Genomic DNA, 15,210 nt, shown 5'->3' with positions numbered 1-15,210 from the left:
TACGGAAAGTATAAAAAGACAAGGAGGACGAACCATGATCTATGCATATGTATCCCCACTATTCATCGTTGCTCTCGTTTTTTTATCAACCGTGTTCGTCATCGACTGGTTAGCTAAATTATTGATTTACATTTTTCTTGTGAACCTGGTGTGTTTACCTGGTTATCTATTGTACAAGGAAGAAGTGAAAGAAACTAAATTAGCACCACCACCATCATCACAGGAGGGAAACCAATATGTCCCAAAAAACACTGACAGCCAATGAAATCGGGCTATTATGGACACAATATATTCAGAACAGTATGGCCATCCCTGTTTTGGAACATTTTCAATTAACTCACAGGGATGAAGAAATTCAATCGTTGATTCATCTGGCAAAGGAAATTGCGGACCAGGGAGTGAACGATTGCCGTCGTTTTTTTGAAGAAGCAGAACTTCCCGTTCCCAATGGCTATACCATGGATGACCTGAACCCGAATGCACCGAAGCTGTTTACAGATCCATTCATGTTGACCTTTTTAGAGCATATGGGGCAGGCAGGCCTTACCTCTGATGGTTTTTCATTAGGAGCTTCTTCAAGAGAGGATGTAAGGAATTTTTTCAGCGAACGTATTCAAAAGCAAGACCAACTTTTTCACGAGTGTGTGAACATTGGACTTGAGAAAGGCATCTATACAAGACCTCCTCAAATTGCTATTAAAAAAGAAACAGAATACATCGAATCCAAAAGTTATTACCATCCTTTTAGTAAACGATCCTTGAATGCGATGGAAATCACTCATTTGTATGAAAACATAAAAAATAACACGATCGGAGAAGTGTTATGTCAGGGATTTGCCCAGACAAGTAAAAACAAAACAGTCAAAGAGTATATGAAACATGGGAAGAAGATGTCGATCAAACATCGCAAATTATTCTCAGATCTTTTGGATCAGTCCGGAATTATGACACCGATGGTATCTGCGAACTTTTTAACCACAAACACCGATCCTGTCTTTTCCGACCGACTCATGATGTATGTAATCAGCGTGCTTGCTTCAGCTGGACAAGGGAATTATGCGACTAGTTCATCTGTAAGCCTTCGTTACGATATCATTTTCACCTATCAAAAGTTGATTATAGATACAGCGATCTATTCCAAAGACGGTCTGGATATCATGATCCACAATGGATGGTTTGAAGAACCCCCTCAAGCTCCAGACAGAGAGAAACTCATCCAATAATTTTTAGCGGAAGAGGAATCGATATGAAAGAAAAACGACTGGAAATTTTATTATGGAGCATTGCTTTTCCGGGATTCGGCCAGCTATTGAATGGACACCTCATCAAAGGACTCGCCTTCATCCTTTTAGAAGTGATTCTCAACGTGAATAGCTCTTTCAACATGGCGATTGTCCATAGTTTCCACGGAAATATAGAAAAAGCCATTGAAGTGACGGACTATCAATGGCTCATGTTTTACCCATGTGTGTATATGTTCGCCGTCTGGGATGCATACCGGGAAGCGGATGGAGAATGTGCGCCCTTTACCTTCGTCCCTTTTGCTTTTTGCGCCTATTCCGTCACCGTCGGGCTGATCTATTCTCCTCTCTTTAAGATAGGGGGAGTTCTAATTGGACCGGTCTGGCTTCCCATTCTATTCTTGCTGCCAGGTATCGTCATTGGACTTTTCGTAAGATCATTATTAATACGCTCTTCCAGAAGCCCCTCATAGTTCCCACAATGAAGGGGTTTTTGTTATGTTTGTTTGATTTTTCCAAAATGGTGGAATGACACCAAACAAACATGATTTGAGGAGGATTTCTTTTATGAATAGAGAACAACGCCAGACAGAAGGCCAACCAGGCCAGGAACAATCGATCCAGCCGGGGATAGAAAAAGGAATGAACCCCTTTCCTTTGCAGGCGGATGAAGACTACACAAGTGGAAATAAGTTAGTCGGTAAAGTCGCCTTGATTACAGGTGGGGACAGCGGCATCGGCCGCTCGGTAGCTATTGGCTATGCAAAAGAAGGGGCTGATGTTGCGATTTCTTATTTAGAGGAGCATGAAGATGCCGAATATACGAAGAAGAAAGTCGAAGAAGCGGGACGACGTGCCATCTTAATACCAGGTGACGTTGGAGATGAAGAAATTTGTAAAACAGCCGTCGAGCGTACGGTGAACGAGCTCGGTCAATTGGACATTCTCGTCAATAACGCGGCCGAACAACACCCGACGGATGATTTGTTGAACATTTCGACCGAACAATTGGAAAGCACCTTCAGGACAAACATCTTTTCTATGTTTCATTTGACGAAAGCGGCCATCCCACATTTCAAACGGGGCAGTGCCATCATCAACACCGCATCCGTCAACCCATATGTAGGCAACCCTGAGCTTGTCGACTACACAGCAACGAAAGGAGCCGTCGTCGCTTTCACCCGCTCGATGGCAAAGCAATTAGTCGATAAGGGCATACGGGTGAACGGAATTGCTCCAGGGCCGATTTGGACACCACTCATTCCAGCTACATTCCCAGAAGATAAAGTCGAAGAGTTCGGTACAAACACTCCGATGGGACGTCCCGGACAGCCGGTAGAGCATGTAGGGAGCTACGTCCTGCTTGCTTCCGACGATTCAACTTATATCACAGGCCAGTTCATCCATATCAATGGTGGAATGTTTACATCCAGCTGATCGAAAGGAACGAAACATATGCCAGAAGGACCAGAAATCAGACGAGCTGCAGATTCAGTAGAAAAAGCCTTAAAAAACAGAACGATCATCGATATCAGTTTTGCCTTTGAGCATTTACAAGGATATGAAGAAATTCTGCGTGGGTCCACAGTGACACGGGTCGACACCAAAGGAAAAGCCATGCTCATCCGTTTCGACAATGACAAAATTATTTACTCGCATAATCAATTGTACGGAAAATGGTATATCAGGAACGCGTACAACTACCCGAAAACGAACCGGCAATTGCGGCTCGCCATTCACAATGAAAAGAAATCCGCTCTTCTTTACAGTGCGTCAGATATAGAAGTGCTGACAGATGGTGAAGAAGATCATCATCCTTTTCTTTCAAAAGTAGGGCCCGATCTATTAAGTGAAGATGTGACGCCAGATCATCTTTTTGCACGTTTTCAGGAAAAGAGATTTCATCGGAGGAAATGGACCTCTCTACTACTCGATCAGTCATTCATCGGAGGAATCGGAAATTATTTGCGCAGTGAAATTCTATTCGTTGCTGGGATATCTCCCTTTTCACGACCGATTGACTGCACAGAGAAACAGCTTCACCGCGCCGCAAAAGCTTGCATCGACCTGATGTGGCGTTCCTATGAAAACAAAGGCATCACAAACGACCCAGCCCTTGCGGAAGAATTGAAAAACCAAGGAAAAAAGCGCTATGAATACAGACATTGGGTGTTCAACCGCGAAGGTCGACCGTGCCGGATCGACGGGACAGAAATTATCAAGTTCCGTGCCGCTTCCCGTCGCTGTTACTACTGTCCGACCTGCCAAAAAAATCCCGCTCCTTCATAAAGGGAGCGGGATTTCTTCTATCTTCCTAACCAGCCACCATCAACAGCCAGCTGATGTCCATGCACATAACGGGAAGCATCGGAAGCAAGAAACACAACGGCACCAATGAAGTCTTCCGGTTTCCCCCAGTCGCCTGCTGGTATTCGATCAAGAATTTGTTTGTTTCTATCTTCATCCTGAATGAGCGCTGTGTTCATATCAGTCGCGATATAGCCTGGCACGACACTGTTGACATTCACTCCTTCTTTCGCCCATTCATTGGATAAGGCTTTCGTCAGCTGGGAAACGCCACCTTTGGAAGCCGCATAAGCCGGTACACGAATCCCTCCCTGGTAGGACAGCAAGGAAGCGAAGTTGATGATTTTCCCACTCTTCTCCGGTACCATATAGCGTCCCGCTTGCTGACAGAGCGTCCACGTGGTTTTCAAATTGATATTTAGAACATCATCCCAGTCCTCCTCTGAGAAATCAACAGCGTCAGAACGTCTTTGGATCCCAGCAGCATTCACTAAAATATCCACACGCCCGAACGCTTCCACCACAGATGGAATGGCCTCTTTCACTTGCTCTTTATCATTCAAATCACATGGAATGATGTGGCAGGTACGACCGCAGCCCTCAATTTCCTCTTTGACATCGATTTGTGATGTGTTCCTCTGTAACAAAGCAACATCGGCTCCAGATTCTGCAAGGCCAATCGCCACAGCACGCCCGATCCCTCTTGTTCCACCAGTAACAGCTGCTATTTTTCCATCTAAACGAAATATACTCTCAGACATTCCAATCCCCTTTCACGCTACGATAGCGTTTACATTCTCTTATAAACCATTCGATAGGGGTAAAGGAAATTCCTTTCATTAATTGAAATTAATTTATGAAATTTATTTTCATAAATTAAGGAAAGAAAATATGTTCCGCATGAATACCAGCCTTCGTTAAGGAAAGTTTTCCGAACGAATACATTGGCAATCGCCTTTTATCAGTGAGAGATCCAGGATTGAACAAGAGTGTTTTCTTAAAATAGCGGAGCATCGGTATATGAGAGTGTCCAAAAATCAACACATCTACGCCGTCATCCTCGAAAGCTTCCAACGCCCGTTTTTCCGTCGTCTTCTTCTCTCCGTGGCCATGGACAATCCCAATCCTGTATCCTTCCCATTCCAACATTTGTTTGGCCGGAAATTCGCTTTGGATCTCTTCACCATCCACATTGCCATAGACCCCGTGTACGGGAGCATAGTCTTTCAACGTCTCATAAAGCTCAAAAGTCTGCCAATCTCCAGCGTGAATAATGGCATCCACATTCACCAATTCTTCTAAAAAACGCTTCGGAAGCTTTTTCGCTTTTTTCGGCATATGTGTATCCGAAAGAACAATGATTTTCACTTATGATCCCTCCTTTATATTTAGGTCCTGTAATTCTGATTCGACGCTCTCTTACTCCTATTCCCAAAAAAAACAGCCTCTCTACCAACGGCAGAGAGGCAAACGATGTTATTGGATCGGTGTTTTATTGGGTGTTCCCGCTTTTCTCGGGTATTTCTTCGGTGTTTTTCTTCGCTTTTCAATGATAGCGATGTTTCGCTCACTGCCCTCTTCCGGCAATTCAAACGTGTGGACATCAAGCACTTCACCACCGACGGTTTGGATCGCAACTTTTGCGTCTTCCATTTCATCCTTCAAGTTCGGACCTTTCATGGCCATGAACCTGCCGCCTTTCGTAGCCAACGGCAAACATAACTCACTAAGGACGGACATTCGCGCAACAGCGCGTGCCATCACAAGGTCATAACTTTCACGGAAATTCGAATTTTTCCCGAAATTCTCGGCACGATCATGATAAAATGCGACATCATCCAGCTCCAATTCGTGGGCTAAGTGGTTCAAAAATGTGATTCGTTTTTTCAAAGAATCGACAATCGTCACTTTCAGCTGTGGAAAGACGATTTTCAAAGGTAAGCTCGGAAAACCGGCCCCCGCTCCGACATCACAAATACGGAGCGGTTGATTGAAGTCATAGTAGAAGGCAGCCGTCAATGAATCATAAAAGTGTTTCAAATAAACGCCTTCTTGATCAGTAATTGCCGTAAGATTCATTTTTTCATTCCACTCGACAAGAATGTCAAAATACTTTTCAAACTGGCGCTGCTGTTGATCGTCGAGCTCTATGCCATGTTCCTGTAATGCTTTAAGAAAGGTGTTGATATCCATAAGTCCATCCTTTCAAATTATTCCCCGGATACGCGGGCGATTTTCCCTTGTTCAATATAAACAAGCAGAATGGAAACGTCCGCCGGGTTCACCCCGGATACGCGGGAAGCCTGGCCGACAGATAGTGGCCGGACGGATTTCAGACGGTCACGAGCTTCTGTCGCAAGACCATGAATCGCATCATAATCAATATCCTCAGGAATTTTCTTCGTCTCCATCTTCTTCATACGATCGATTTGTTCCAGGGCTTTTTTAATATAGCCGCTGTATTTCACCTGGATCTCCACTTGTTCTTTGACATCATCAGGGAGAGGAACCTCGCTTGGAGTCAAGCGTTCCAAGTGACTGTAATTCATTTCTGGACGTTTCAGTAAGTCTGTTGCACGAATGGCGTCTTTCAGTTTGGATCCACCCGCTTCTTCGATGACAGATTGAACTTCGTCCGTCTCTTTCAAAATGACTTTATCGAGGCGTTTTTTCTCTTCTTCGATCAAGCGTTTCTTCTCTTGGAAGCGCTCATAACGATCTTCTGGAATCAAACCGAGCTGATAGCCGATTTCTGTCAGTCGGAGGTCCGCATTATCATGGCGGAGCATCAAACGGAATTCCGCACGCGACGTCAGAAGGCGGTACGGTTCGCCTGTACCTTTGGTCACAAGGTCATCGATCATGACGCCAATGTAACCTTGAGAACGGTCAAGAATCAAAGGTTCCAAATCGAGCGCTTTTGCAGCGGCGTTGATTCCTGCCATCAAGCCTTGTCCAGCAGCTTCTTCGTATCCGGAAGTTCCGTTAAGCTGGCCAGCTGTAAACAGGCCTTCAATCTGCTTCGTTTCAAGTGTCGGCCATAACTGTGTCGGCACAACAGAATCATACTCAATGGCATAACCGGCACGCATGATTTCTGCTTTTTCAAGACCTGGAACGGTACGCATCATTTCATTCTGCACGTATTCTGGAAGAGAGGTGGAAAGACCTTGCACATAGACTTCCTCCGTATCTCTTCCTTCCGGCTCAAGGAAAATCTGGTGACGCGGTTTGTCATTGAAACGGACGATTTTATCTTCAATGGACGGGCAGTAACGCGGGCCTGTACCTTTGATCGCTCCTGAATACATCGCAGAAAGTCCTAAGTTATCATTAATGATCTTGTGCGTATCTTCATTCGTGTACGTCAGCCAACACGGAATTTGATCAGTGATGAACTCTGTCGTTTCATAAGAAAAGGAGCGTGGCTCTTCCTCACCGGGCTGAATTTCTGTTTTAGAATAATCGATGGTATGACTGTTGACACGCATCGGTGTTCCGGTTTTGAAACGGACCATTTCAATGCCCATTTCCTCCAATTGTTCAGAAAGAGAAACCGTTGAACGCTGGTTGTTCGGGCCACTTTCATACGACAAATCGCCAATGATGACGCGCCCTCGCATGAATGTCCCTGTCGTAACGATGACAGTTGGAGCATAATAGGCCGCTTTCGTTTCTGTTACGACACCTTTGATCTGGTTATCTTCCACCAATACTTTCTCAACCATCGCCTGACGAAGCGTCAAGTTCTCCTGATTCTCAAGAACCCGCTTCATTTCTTTGATATACAGTGGTTTGTCTGCTTGAGCACGCAACGCACGCACAGCTGGACCTTTTCTCGTGTTCAAAAGACGCATTTGGATGTGCGTTTTATCAATGACTCGCCCCATAGCTCCACCTAATGCATCGACTTCACGTACAACAATCCCTTTTGCGGGACCACCAATGGACGGGTTACACGGCATAAAGGCAACGAGGTCGAGGTTCAAAGTCAGCATCAACGTTTTCGCCCCGCGGCGCGCGGCAGCAAGACCTGCTTCTACACCGGCATGACCAGCACCAATAACAATTACATCATAATGCCCTGCATCATATGTCATTCGGATGACTCTCCTTTTTTATCATAATGAATATCGTTCAAACAGAACGTTTATTTTCCTAAGCAGAATTGCGAGAATAACTGATCGATCAAGCTTTCGTGGACCGCATCCCCGATAATTTCGCCGAGGATCTCCCACGTTCTTGTGACATCGATTTGGACGACATCAAGCGGAACTCCCATCTCCATCCCATTTTGGGCATCTTCAAGGGCTTGTTTCGCTTGTTTTAACAACTGAACATGACGGACATTCGAGACATACGTCATATCCCCAGCATCAAGATCTCCTTCAAAGAATGTATCGCCAATCGCTTGTTCCAACTGATCGATGCCTTCTTCACGGATCAAGGATGTTGTAATTACAGGATGACCTGCAGCCATTTCCTTCACTTGATCAAGGTCTAAACGTGGTTCCAGATCCGTTTTATTAACAATTACGATAATATTCATATCGCGGATCGCTTCGAAAAGTTTCTCATCCTCTTCGCTCAGCTCATCCCCATAGTTTAACACAAACAGGATCAAATCAGCTTCTTTCAACACTTGTCTTGAACGTTCAACACCGATCTTTTCTACGATGTCTTCTGTCTCGCGGATTCCCGCGGTATCGACAAGACGAAGAGGAACGCCACGAACGTTGACATATTCCTCAATCACATCTCGAGTCGTTCCTGGAACTTCTGTAACAATCGCCTTATTTTCGTGAACAAGGGCGTTCATTAAGGAAGATTTACCGACGTTCGGCCGGCCGATGATCGCCGTGCCAAGCCCCTCTCTTAAAATCTTCCCTTGCCTGGCTGTTTCAAGGATCCGGGTGACTTCTTCATGCACTTCTTTCGTCTTCTCTTCCATCATTTCATGCGACATTTCTTCGACGTCATCATACTCCGGATAGTCGATGTTCACTTCGACATGTGCCAGTGTTTCAAGAAGTTTTTGTCTTAAATCCTGAATCAGGTTTGATAACCGGCCATCCATCTGCTTCAATGCGACATCCATTGCCCGGTCCGTTTTGGCACGGATCAAGTCCATGACCGCTTCTGCTTGTGAAAGATCGATACGGCCATTCAAAAAAGCACGTTTCGTAAATTCACCAGGTTCAGCCAATCGGGCACCGCTTGCCAGCACAATTTCAAGCAGACGATTAACTGAAACTAGACCACCGTGGCAGTTGATTTCGACAATATCTTCTCTTGTAAAAGTTTTCGGGGCACGCATGACAGATACCATCACTTCTTCCGCCATTTCGCCCGATTCAGGGTCAATAATCTTTCCGTAATGCATCGTGTGGGAATCAACCTCATTTAAATCCTTCCCTTTGAAAAGGCTGGCAGCAATCGCCACGGATTCAGGTCCACTTAAACGGACAATGGCAATCGCCCCTTCTCCCATCGGGGTCGAAATTGCGGTTATTGTATCTGTTTCCACACGCACTCACCTCCTGAAAAAATGTTTGATTTATATTTATCCACAACAGGAATATTATTAATGTCACTAACAAACTAGCTTACCACACCGCCACGTGTTTTGAAAAGATATCAACACGTATATTCCCTCTTTCTGCACCTTTTAGTTATCCACATGTGCATAACTCTTCCTATCATTTTCTCCACCATAACAGGGAACAATACGACCACCAGCTATTTATTGAAACATCTGGCAGGATTGTTGAGGACTTGATTTCGAGACTTTTGTGCCGGTGGATCGGGGCGGCGGGGAATGACTCGCTTTCCCAAACACCACACCCTCCCACAAAAGTATCGAAACTGATTCCTCAATAATAAGGAGCGTTTGTCCGTTTATGGATCCATAAAAAATGCTTCTGTTCATGAGAGATGAACAGAAGCATGATTAGTATTATTGAGGTCGGATGACGACGTGTCTGCGGGGGTCATTCCCGTCAGAATCCGTCTCGACTTTTTTATGGTTTTGCAGCGCACTGTGTATGATTTTTCTTTCATACGACGGCATCGGCTCAAGCTTCACTTCCTGACTGGTCCGTATCGCCTTCTCAGCCAATCGGTGCGCGAGATTTTCTAAAGTTTCTTTTCTTCGGCCACGATATCCTTCTGCGTCTAACATGACGGTATAGAAGACATCGGACTCGCGATTCACGACGAGCTGAGCCAAGTATTGAAGGGAGTTCAACGTTTGGCCGCGCTTGCCGATCAGCATCGCAATCTTTTCACCTTCAAGCTCCATATAAATGTCGCGCTGACGGAGCTCTGTTTTCACCTGGACAGGAGCGCCCATTTGTTCTGCTACTTCATAGATGAATGTTTCGACGTCCTGCACTGGATTTTTCTTGATCGTTGCTTTTACAATCGCTGGTTTCGTACCAAAACCGAGAAATCCTTTTTTACCTTCATCAATGATCTCAACATCGACTTGATCTCTTGATGTGTGTAATTGCTCTAGTGCTGTTTGGATCGCCTCATCAACTGTAGTTCCTGTAGCAGTCCATTGCTTCACTAGTTTGCTCCTCCTGTCTCATCTTTCATCATTGGTCTACGAATGAAAATGGTTTGAAGAATCATGACAATGTTACCGACAATCCAGTACAACGCAAGGGCAGATGGGAAGAAGAATGCGAATGTACCAATCATCAACGGCATGATATATAGCATCATTTGCATTTGTGGATTCTGCGCAGCTGCGCCTCCAGCCATCATCAACTTTTGCTGCAGGAAAGTTGTTGCTGCTGTCAGAATCGCTAAGAACGGATCCGCTTGTCCAAGCTCTAACCATAAGAAGTTATGGGTTTGAACCTCTTGTGTTCTCATAATCGCATGGTAGAAACCGATCAAGATCGGCATCTGCACAATGATTGGCAAACAACCCGCCAGCGGATTGACACCGTTTTTCTGGAAAAGCTGCATCGTTTCTTGTTGAAGCTTCTGTTGAGTCTGAGCATCTTTTGAAGAATACTTCTCTCTCAATTCTTTCAATTCCGGTTGAATATCCTGCATCGCTTTTGAACTCTTCAATTGTTTGACGTTCAATGGCAGCAGCAAAACACGGATAATGATCGTAACGATAATGATCGCTAATCCGTAACTTCCATTTGTGGCATCAGCGAAAAACAACAATGTTTGTGATAATGGATAAACTATATATTCATTCCAAAATCCTGTACTATCCGAGGTGATCTCTTGGTTGACGTCCATACACCCGGATAGGAACGTAAGCATACCTGTCATCGCGACCAGGATGAGTAATTTATTCCGCAACGTTCCTTCCTCCTTAATGAAATCGCTCTTCTATCTTTTTTTAAATACAAACCGATGAATGACTATACGACAATCATAAGTTTAGCATTAGTTGACACCATAATTCTATATGATTACGTGCGAATTTTTTTATTTAATAGCTTTGACCGGGATAACACATGGGTCAGGCTTTTCTTTATCTCGTGAAATTCCATTTGGTTCGTCGGTTTACGTGCAATGATGACAAGATCATAATTCGGGTAAATGTCAGCTTCCAGTTCATGAAAAGCCTGACGTAAATACCGCTTGATCTGGTTCCGCATGACGGCATGTCCAATTTTCTTGCTGACGGATAAACCGATTCGAAAATGGGATTGTTCTTCCTTTTTCATGTAATAAAGGACCAACTGGCGATTGGCGAACGACTGCCCGCGACGAAAAACCTTTTGAAAGTCTTCATTTTTTTTAATACGATAAGCTTTTTTCATCGAACACCCTCCAAAATCACATACAAGGTGGCTTGGGCAGACCGTTTTGCCTTCCACTATTTCCCCCGAAAGAGATCTTTTACCATTATGTAGGAAAACATCTCTTTTTATCCTTCTCACATCTATACTGACGATCGAAGTTTTATTGAGAATACGCTCTCATTTTCTCAAAAAAAACAAAAGAGGGACGAGATCCGCCCCTTCTTTTGACCATTATACTGAAAAAAAGACCACTGATTGTTTTCAGTGGCCTATGCTGATAGAACTTTTCTTCCTTTACGACGACGACGTGCAAGAACATGACGACCATTCTTACTGCTCATACGTGCACGGAAGCCGTGTACTTTTTTGCGCTTACGATTATTTGGTTGAAACGTGCGTTTACTCATTATATATACACCTCCTGAGGAAAATTCCAATAATACATCTAAAAGGCAGTCCCGATTAGTATAATAAATCCCCTTGCTTTTTGTCAACTTTTATTTTAAGAGTAATCTCTTAAAGATCACGCCCCGTTATATAACAGGTCTGTACTATAACAAGTTGGAACAACCTGAAAAATAAGCGAACAAAATCTCCCCCTGGCGAACATTCACAGGATCTGTGTATAATTTAACCCTGCGTTTTTTACTGTCCACAACAAATATCGACAAGAAAATCACAAAATATAGTGTTGTGGATGAGTTTTGTCTACAAGGCGTTGAAATTGTGGATAAGTTAGTGTGAACCATTGCAACTGCCGTTTTTATCTGGTATTATATTTGTGTTTAACCGTGAATGACTTCTGAAGACCATAAATCTTTTCCACAGATTGTGGATAACGTGTGGACAGTTATTAACACGGCTGTTTATGTAGTTATGCACAGGAGTGTGGATATTGAAAATAACTTTCTAGAACTCTAGTAAAATCAACTTTCGGACATCCACATCCGATCAGAGGTTTTTTAACGACATCTATTATACAAACCTTATACGATTACCTTTCGATCCTTTTGCTACGTTCGAAAAAGAGAACGAAAGGTTTTTTTGTTTTCCACTGAAACAGAGAGGGGTGAAACAATTTGGAGAACATCAATGAATTATGGAACAATACGCTCGAGCAGATTAAAGAAAAAATCAGCAAACCGAGCTTCGAAACATGGCTGAAAGCAACCAAAGCTGATTCTTTAAATGAAAATACGCTCACGATCGTTGCTCCGAATGAATTCGCCAGAGATTGGCTTGAAAATCAATATGAGAACTTGATTACGGAAACTTTATATGAAGTGACGGGGGCGGAACTTGATACAAAGTTTATTATTCCGGAATCTAAGGATGACTCCCTGGAAGATGTGAAACTATCATCTAAAAAAGTACCGAATGTAAAAAACAACGGAAACGAAGAGTCACCGCAAAGTATGCTGAATTCCAAATATACCTTCGATACCTTTGTCATCGGTTCAGGTAACCGTTTTGCTCATGCAGCTTCCTTAGCTGTTGCAGAAGCACCAGCCAAAGCTTATAACCCCTTGTTTATCTATGGTGGTGTAGGACTTGGTAAAACGCACCTGATGCACGCGATTGGACATTATGTACTCGATCATAATCCGAATGCTAAAGTGGTTTATCTGTCGTCGGAAAAGTTTACAAATGAATTCATTAATTCCATTAGAGACAACAAGGCCGTCAACTTCCGTAATAAATATCGAAGTGTCGACGTGCTTTTAATAGATGATATACAGTTCCTGGCTGGAAAAGAACAAACACAGGAAGAGTTCTTCCATACGTTTAATACACTCCATGAAGAAAGCAAGCAGATTGTCATATCCAGTGACCGTCCGCCAAAAGAAATTCCTACACTGGAAGATCGTCTGCGTTCACGATTTGAATGGGGACTGATTACAGACATTACTCCGCCTGATTTGGAAACGAGAATTGCGATTCTGCGTAAGAAAGCAAAAGCGGAAGGGTTGGATATCCCGAACGAAGTGATGCTTTACATCGCCAATCAAATTGATACAAACATCCGCGAACTTGAAGGTGCACTGATTCGTGTCGTTGCTTATTCATCTTTAATCAATAGTGATATCAATGCGTCGCTTGCAGCAGAAGCTTTGAAAGATATCATTCCTAGTTCGAAACCTAAGGTCATTACGATTGAAGCCATTCAGGAAATGGTCGGTGAAAAATATAATGTGAGACTGGAAGATTTCCCGGCGAAGAAACGGACAAAAAGCGTAGCTTTCCCAAGACAGATTGCAATGTATCTATCCAGAGAGCTCACGGACTTCTCATTGCCTAAGATTGGAGAAGAGTTTGGAGGACGCGACCATACAACGGTCATTCATGCTCATGAAAAAATCTCAAAAATGGTTGCTGATGATCAGCAGCTGCAAAAAGAATTGGATGAAATCAGAGAACAATTAAAATCTCACTAGTGGATAATGTGAATAGAGATTGCACGTTCATCAACACCCTGTCCACATGTGGATAACCTTGGGAAATCAACCTTTACCCTTGTTATCCACATTTCCACAGCCCATACTAGTACTATTACTACAATTTATAATAAAAATAATTAATATATGCTCAAGTAGGAGGAGTGTATTCAAAATGAAATTTGTTATCCAAAGGGATCAATTGATCAATAGCGTTCAAAACGTCATGAAAGCCATCTCTTCCAGAACAACCATTCCAATTCTTACAGGGATGAAACTCGAAGCAACTGAAGAAGGAATTAAATTAACGGGTAGTGATTCAGATATATCGATTGAATCTTTCATTCCTAGTGAAGAAGACGGCATCGTTTATGTAGAAAATATTGAACCGGGAAGTATCGTACTTCAGGCTAAATATTTTCCCGATATTGTTCGTAAACTTCCTCAAAATACTGTAGAAATTGAGAGTGATCATACTCGTAATGTCACCATCCGTTCTGGAAATGCTGAATTCCACCTAAACGGACAAGATCCAGAAGAGTACCCTCAGCTTCCACAGCTGCACACAGAAGAAAGCTTTGAACTGCCGATTGACCTTTTGAAAAATTTGATACGTCAAACGGTCTTTGCGGTTTCGACATCTGAAACAAGACCAATCCTTACAGGTGTTCATGTGAAACTTGAAGACGGAAGCCTTGAATTTATTGCGACCGACAGCCATAGGTTAGCTTCCCGTAAAATTCCATTGGAACAACCAGAAGGAAAATCTTTACCGGCGGTTGTCATTCCTGGTAAAAGTTTGACGGAATTAAACAAAATTCTGGATGATTCCGAAGACACGATCGAAGTAAGTGTTACAGAAAATCAGGTCTTATTCCGTACGAAACATTTATACTTCCTATCCCGCTTGCTTGATGGCAATTACCCGGAAACTTCCCGTCTGATCCCGGAACAAAGCAAGACGATCGTCAAAATTGATACGAAAGAATTGCTGCAATCGGTGGATCGTGCGTCTCTTCTTGCGAAAGAGAATCGCAACAACGTTGTACGCTTAATTACTAAAGAAGACAATCACCTTGAAATTACAGGTAACTCCCCGGAAGTAGGGAATGTTGTCGAAGAAGTGATGGCGACAGATGTCGATGGAGAAGATTTGAAGATTTCCTTCAGTGCCAAATACATGATGGATGCACTGAAAGCGGTCGATTATGACCAGGTAAAAGTCGAGTTTACAGGAGCTATGCGTCCATTCTTAATCCGACCTGTCGATGACGACCAGATTTTACAGTTGATTCTCCCTGTCAGAACTTATTAAATCTTAGAAAAAGGTAAAGGTAAAAAGGTGCTTTATGTTTTGCATAGAGCACCTTTTCTTATTGGTCAGTTTTGGTGGCTTACTTGGAGCGACATTGGATTAGAAGTGACTTTGTTCATGTCTGTTCGTTTCAA

At 43.4% G+C, this 15,210-nt stretch carries 16 protein-coding genes; 7 read left to right on the top strand and 9 right to left on the bottom strand.

The features are described 5' to 3' along the window. Window positions 1-34: 34 nt before the first annotated feature. The 5 genes from ACQ4XT_RS05445 (at window position 35) to nei (ending at window position 3,530) form a co-directional block, all read left to right on the top strand. A complete protein-coding gene (locus tag ACQ4XT_RS05445; RefSeq protein ID WP_446852779.1) occupies window positions 35-265 on the top strand; it encodes a hypothetical protein in 231 nt (76 codons plus the stop codon). After that, window positions 237-1,223 (top strand): DUF3231 family protein, encoded by a 987-nt coding sequence (locus ACQ4XT_RS05440; protein WP_446852778.1) that lies wholly within the window; start codon window positions 237-239, stop codon window positions 1,221-1,223. The genes ACQ4XT_RS05445 and ACQ4XT_RS05440 overlap by 29 nt, the downstream gene beginning before the upstream one ends. A gap of 23 nt (window positions 1,224-1,246) precedes the next feature. After that, window positions 1,247-1,714, top strand: a complete 468-nt coding sequence (locus tag ACQ4XT_RS05435) for a hypothetical protein (protein WP_446852777.1) — start codon at window positions 1,247-1,249, stop codon at window positions 1,712-1,714. Between the two features lie 94 nt (window positions 1,715-1,808). Then, complete coding sequence (locus ACQ4XT_RS05430) at window positions 1,809-2,678, top strand: SDR family oxidoreductase (protein WP_446852776.1); 870 nt, start codon at window positions 1,809-1,811, stop codon at window positions 2,676-2,678. Between the two features lie 18 nt (window positions 2,679-2,696). Further along, window positions 2,697-3,530 carry an endonuclease VIII gene (gene nei, locus ACQ4XT_RS05425; RefSeq protein ID WP_446852775.1) on the top strand — a complete coding sequence of 278 codons (834 nt, stop codon included), beginning with the start codon at window positions 2,697-2,699 and terminating at the stop codon, window positions 3,528-3,530. A 17-nt stretch (window positions 3,531-3,547) separates the two neighbouring features. Here the strand turns inward: nei and ACQ4XT_RS05420 are convergent, their stop codons facing one another. From ACQ4XT_RS05420 to rpmH, 9 genes are all read right to left on the bottom strand, one after another. Then, window positions 3,548-4,309: an SDR family oxidoreductase gene (locus ACQ4XT_RS05420; protein WP_446852774.1), complete on the bottom strand. Its 762-nt coding sequence runs from the start codon at window positions 4,307-4,309 to the stop codon at window positions 3,548-3,550. Between the two features lie 115 nt (window positions 4,310-4,424). After that, window positions 4,425-4,916 carry a metallophosphoesterase family protein gene (locus tag ACQ4XT_RS05415; protein WP_446852773.1) on the bottom strand — a complete coding sequence of 164 codons (492 nt, stop codon included), beginning with the start codon at window positions 4,914-4,916 and terminating at the stop codon, window positions 4,425-4,427. A 108-nt stretch (window positions 4,917-5,024) separates the two neighbouring features. Beyond that, on the bottom strand, window positions 5,025-5,741 hold the full coding sequence (rsmG, locus tag ACQ4XT_RS05410; protein WP_446852772.1) for a 16S rRNA (guanine(527)-N(7))-methyltransferase RsmG: 717 nt from the start codon (window positions 5,739-5,741) through the stop codon (window positions 5,025-5,027). Window positions 5,742-5,758: 17 nt separating this feature from the next. Further along, the gene (mnmG, locus tag ACQ4XT_RS05405; RefSeq protein ID WP_446852771.1) at window positions 5,759-7,648 is read right to left on the bottom strand and encodes a tRNA uridine-5-carboxymethylaminomethyl(34) synthesis enzyme MnmG; all 1,890 of its coding nucleotides are present in this window, start codon (window positions 7,646-7,648) and stop codon (window positions 5,759-5,761) included. 50 nt (window positions 7,649-7,698) lie between these two features. Continuing rightward, window positions 7,699-9,075, bottom strand: coding sequence for a tRNA uridine-5-carboxymethylaminomethyl(34) synthesis GTPase MnmE (gene mnmE / locus ACQ4XT_RS05400; RefSeq protein ID WP_446852770.1), 1,377 nt, complete (start codon window positions 9,073-9,075; stop codon window positions 7,699-7,701). Between the two features lie 429 nt (window positions 9,076-9,504). After that, on the bottom strand, window positions 9,505-10,119 hold the full coding sequence (gene jag / locus ACQ4XT_RS05395; protein WP_446852769.1) for an RNA-binding cell elongation regulator Jag/EloR: 615 nt from the start codon (window positions 10,117-10,119) through the stop codon (window positions 9,505-9,507). Then, window positions 10,119-10,877, bottom strand: coding sequence for a YidC family membrane integrase SpoIIIJ (gene spoIIIJ, locus ACQ4XT_RS05390; RefSeq protein WP_446852768.1), 759 nt, complete (start codon window positions 10,875-10,877; stop codon window positions 10,119-10,121). The genes jag and spoIIIJ overlap by 1 nt, the downstream gene beginning before the upstream one ends. Window positions 10,878-10,990: 113 nt before the next feature. Further along, complete coding sequence (rnpA, locus tag ACQ4XT_RS05385) at window positions 10,991-11,344, bottom strand: ribonuclease P protein component (protein ID WP_446852767.1); 354 nt, start codon at window positions 11,342-11,344, stop codon at window positions 10,991-10,993. 251 nt (window positions 11,345-11,595) lie between these two features. Then, window positions 11,596-11,733, bottom strand: a complete 138-nt coding sequence (gene rpmH / locus ACQ4XT_RS05380; RefSeq protein WP_160910483.1) for a 50S ribosomal protein L34 — start codon at window positions 11,731-11,733, stop codon at window positions 11,596-11,598. 672 nt (window positions 11,734-12,405) lie between these two features. Between rpmH and dnaA the strand changes: the two genes are divergently transcribed. Together dnaA and dnaN are read left to right on the top strand one after the other, a co-directional pair. Beyond that, a complete protein-coding gene (gene dnaA, locus ACQ4XT_RS05375; RefSeq protein WP_446852766.1) occupies window positions 12,406-13,761 on the top strand; it encodes a chromosomal replication initiator protein DnaA in 1,356 nt (451 codons plus the stop codon). Window positions 13,762-13,936: 175 nt separating this feature from the next. After that, window positions 13,937-15,076 (top strand): DNA polymerase III subunit beta, encoded by a 1,140-nt coding sequence (gene dnaN, locus ACQ4XT_RS05370; RefSeq protein WP_446852765.1) that lies wholly within the window; start codon window positions 13,937-13,939, stop codon window positions 15,074-15,076. Window positions 15,077-15,210: the final 134 nt, after the last annotated feature.

The organism is Halobacillus sp. 12SKB (assembly GCF_052941655.1).
The sequence above is the reverse complement of the archived record's forward strand: the minus strand, read 5'-3'. Positions and strand labels throughout refer to the sequence as shown.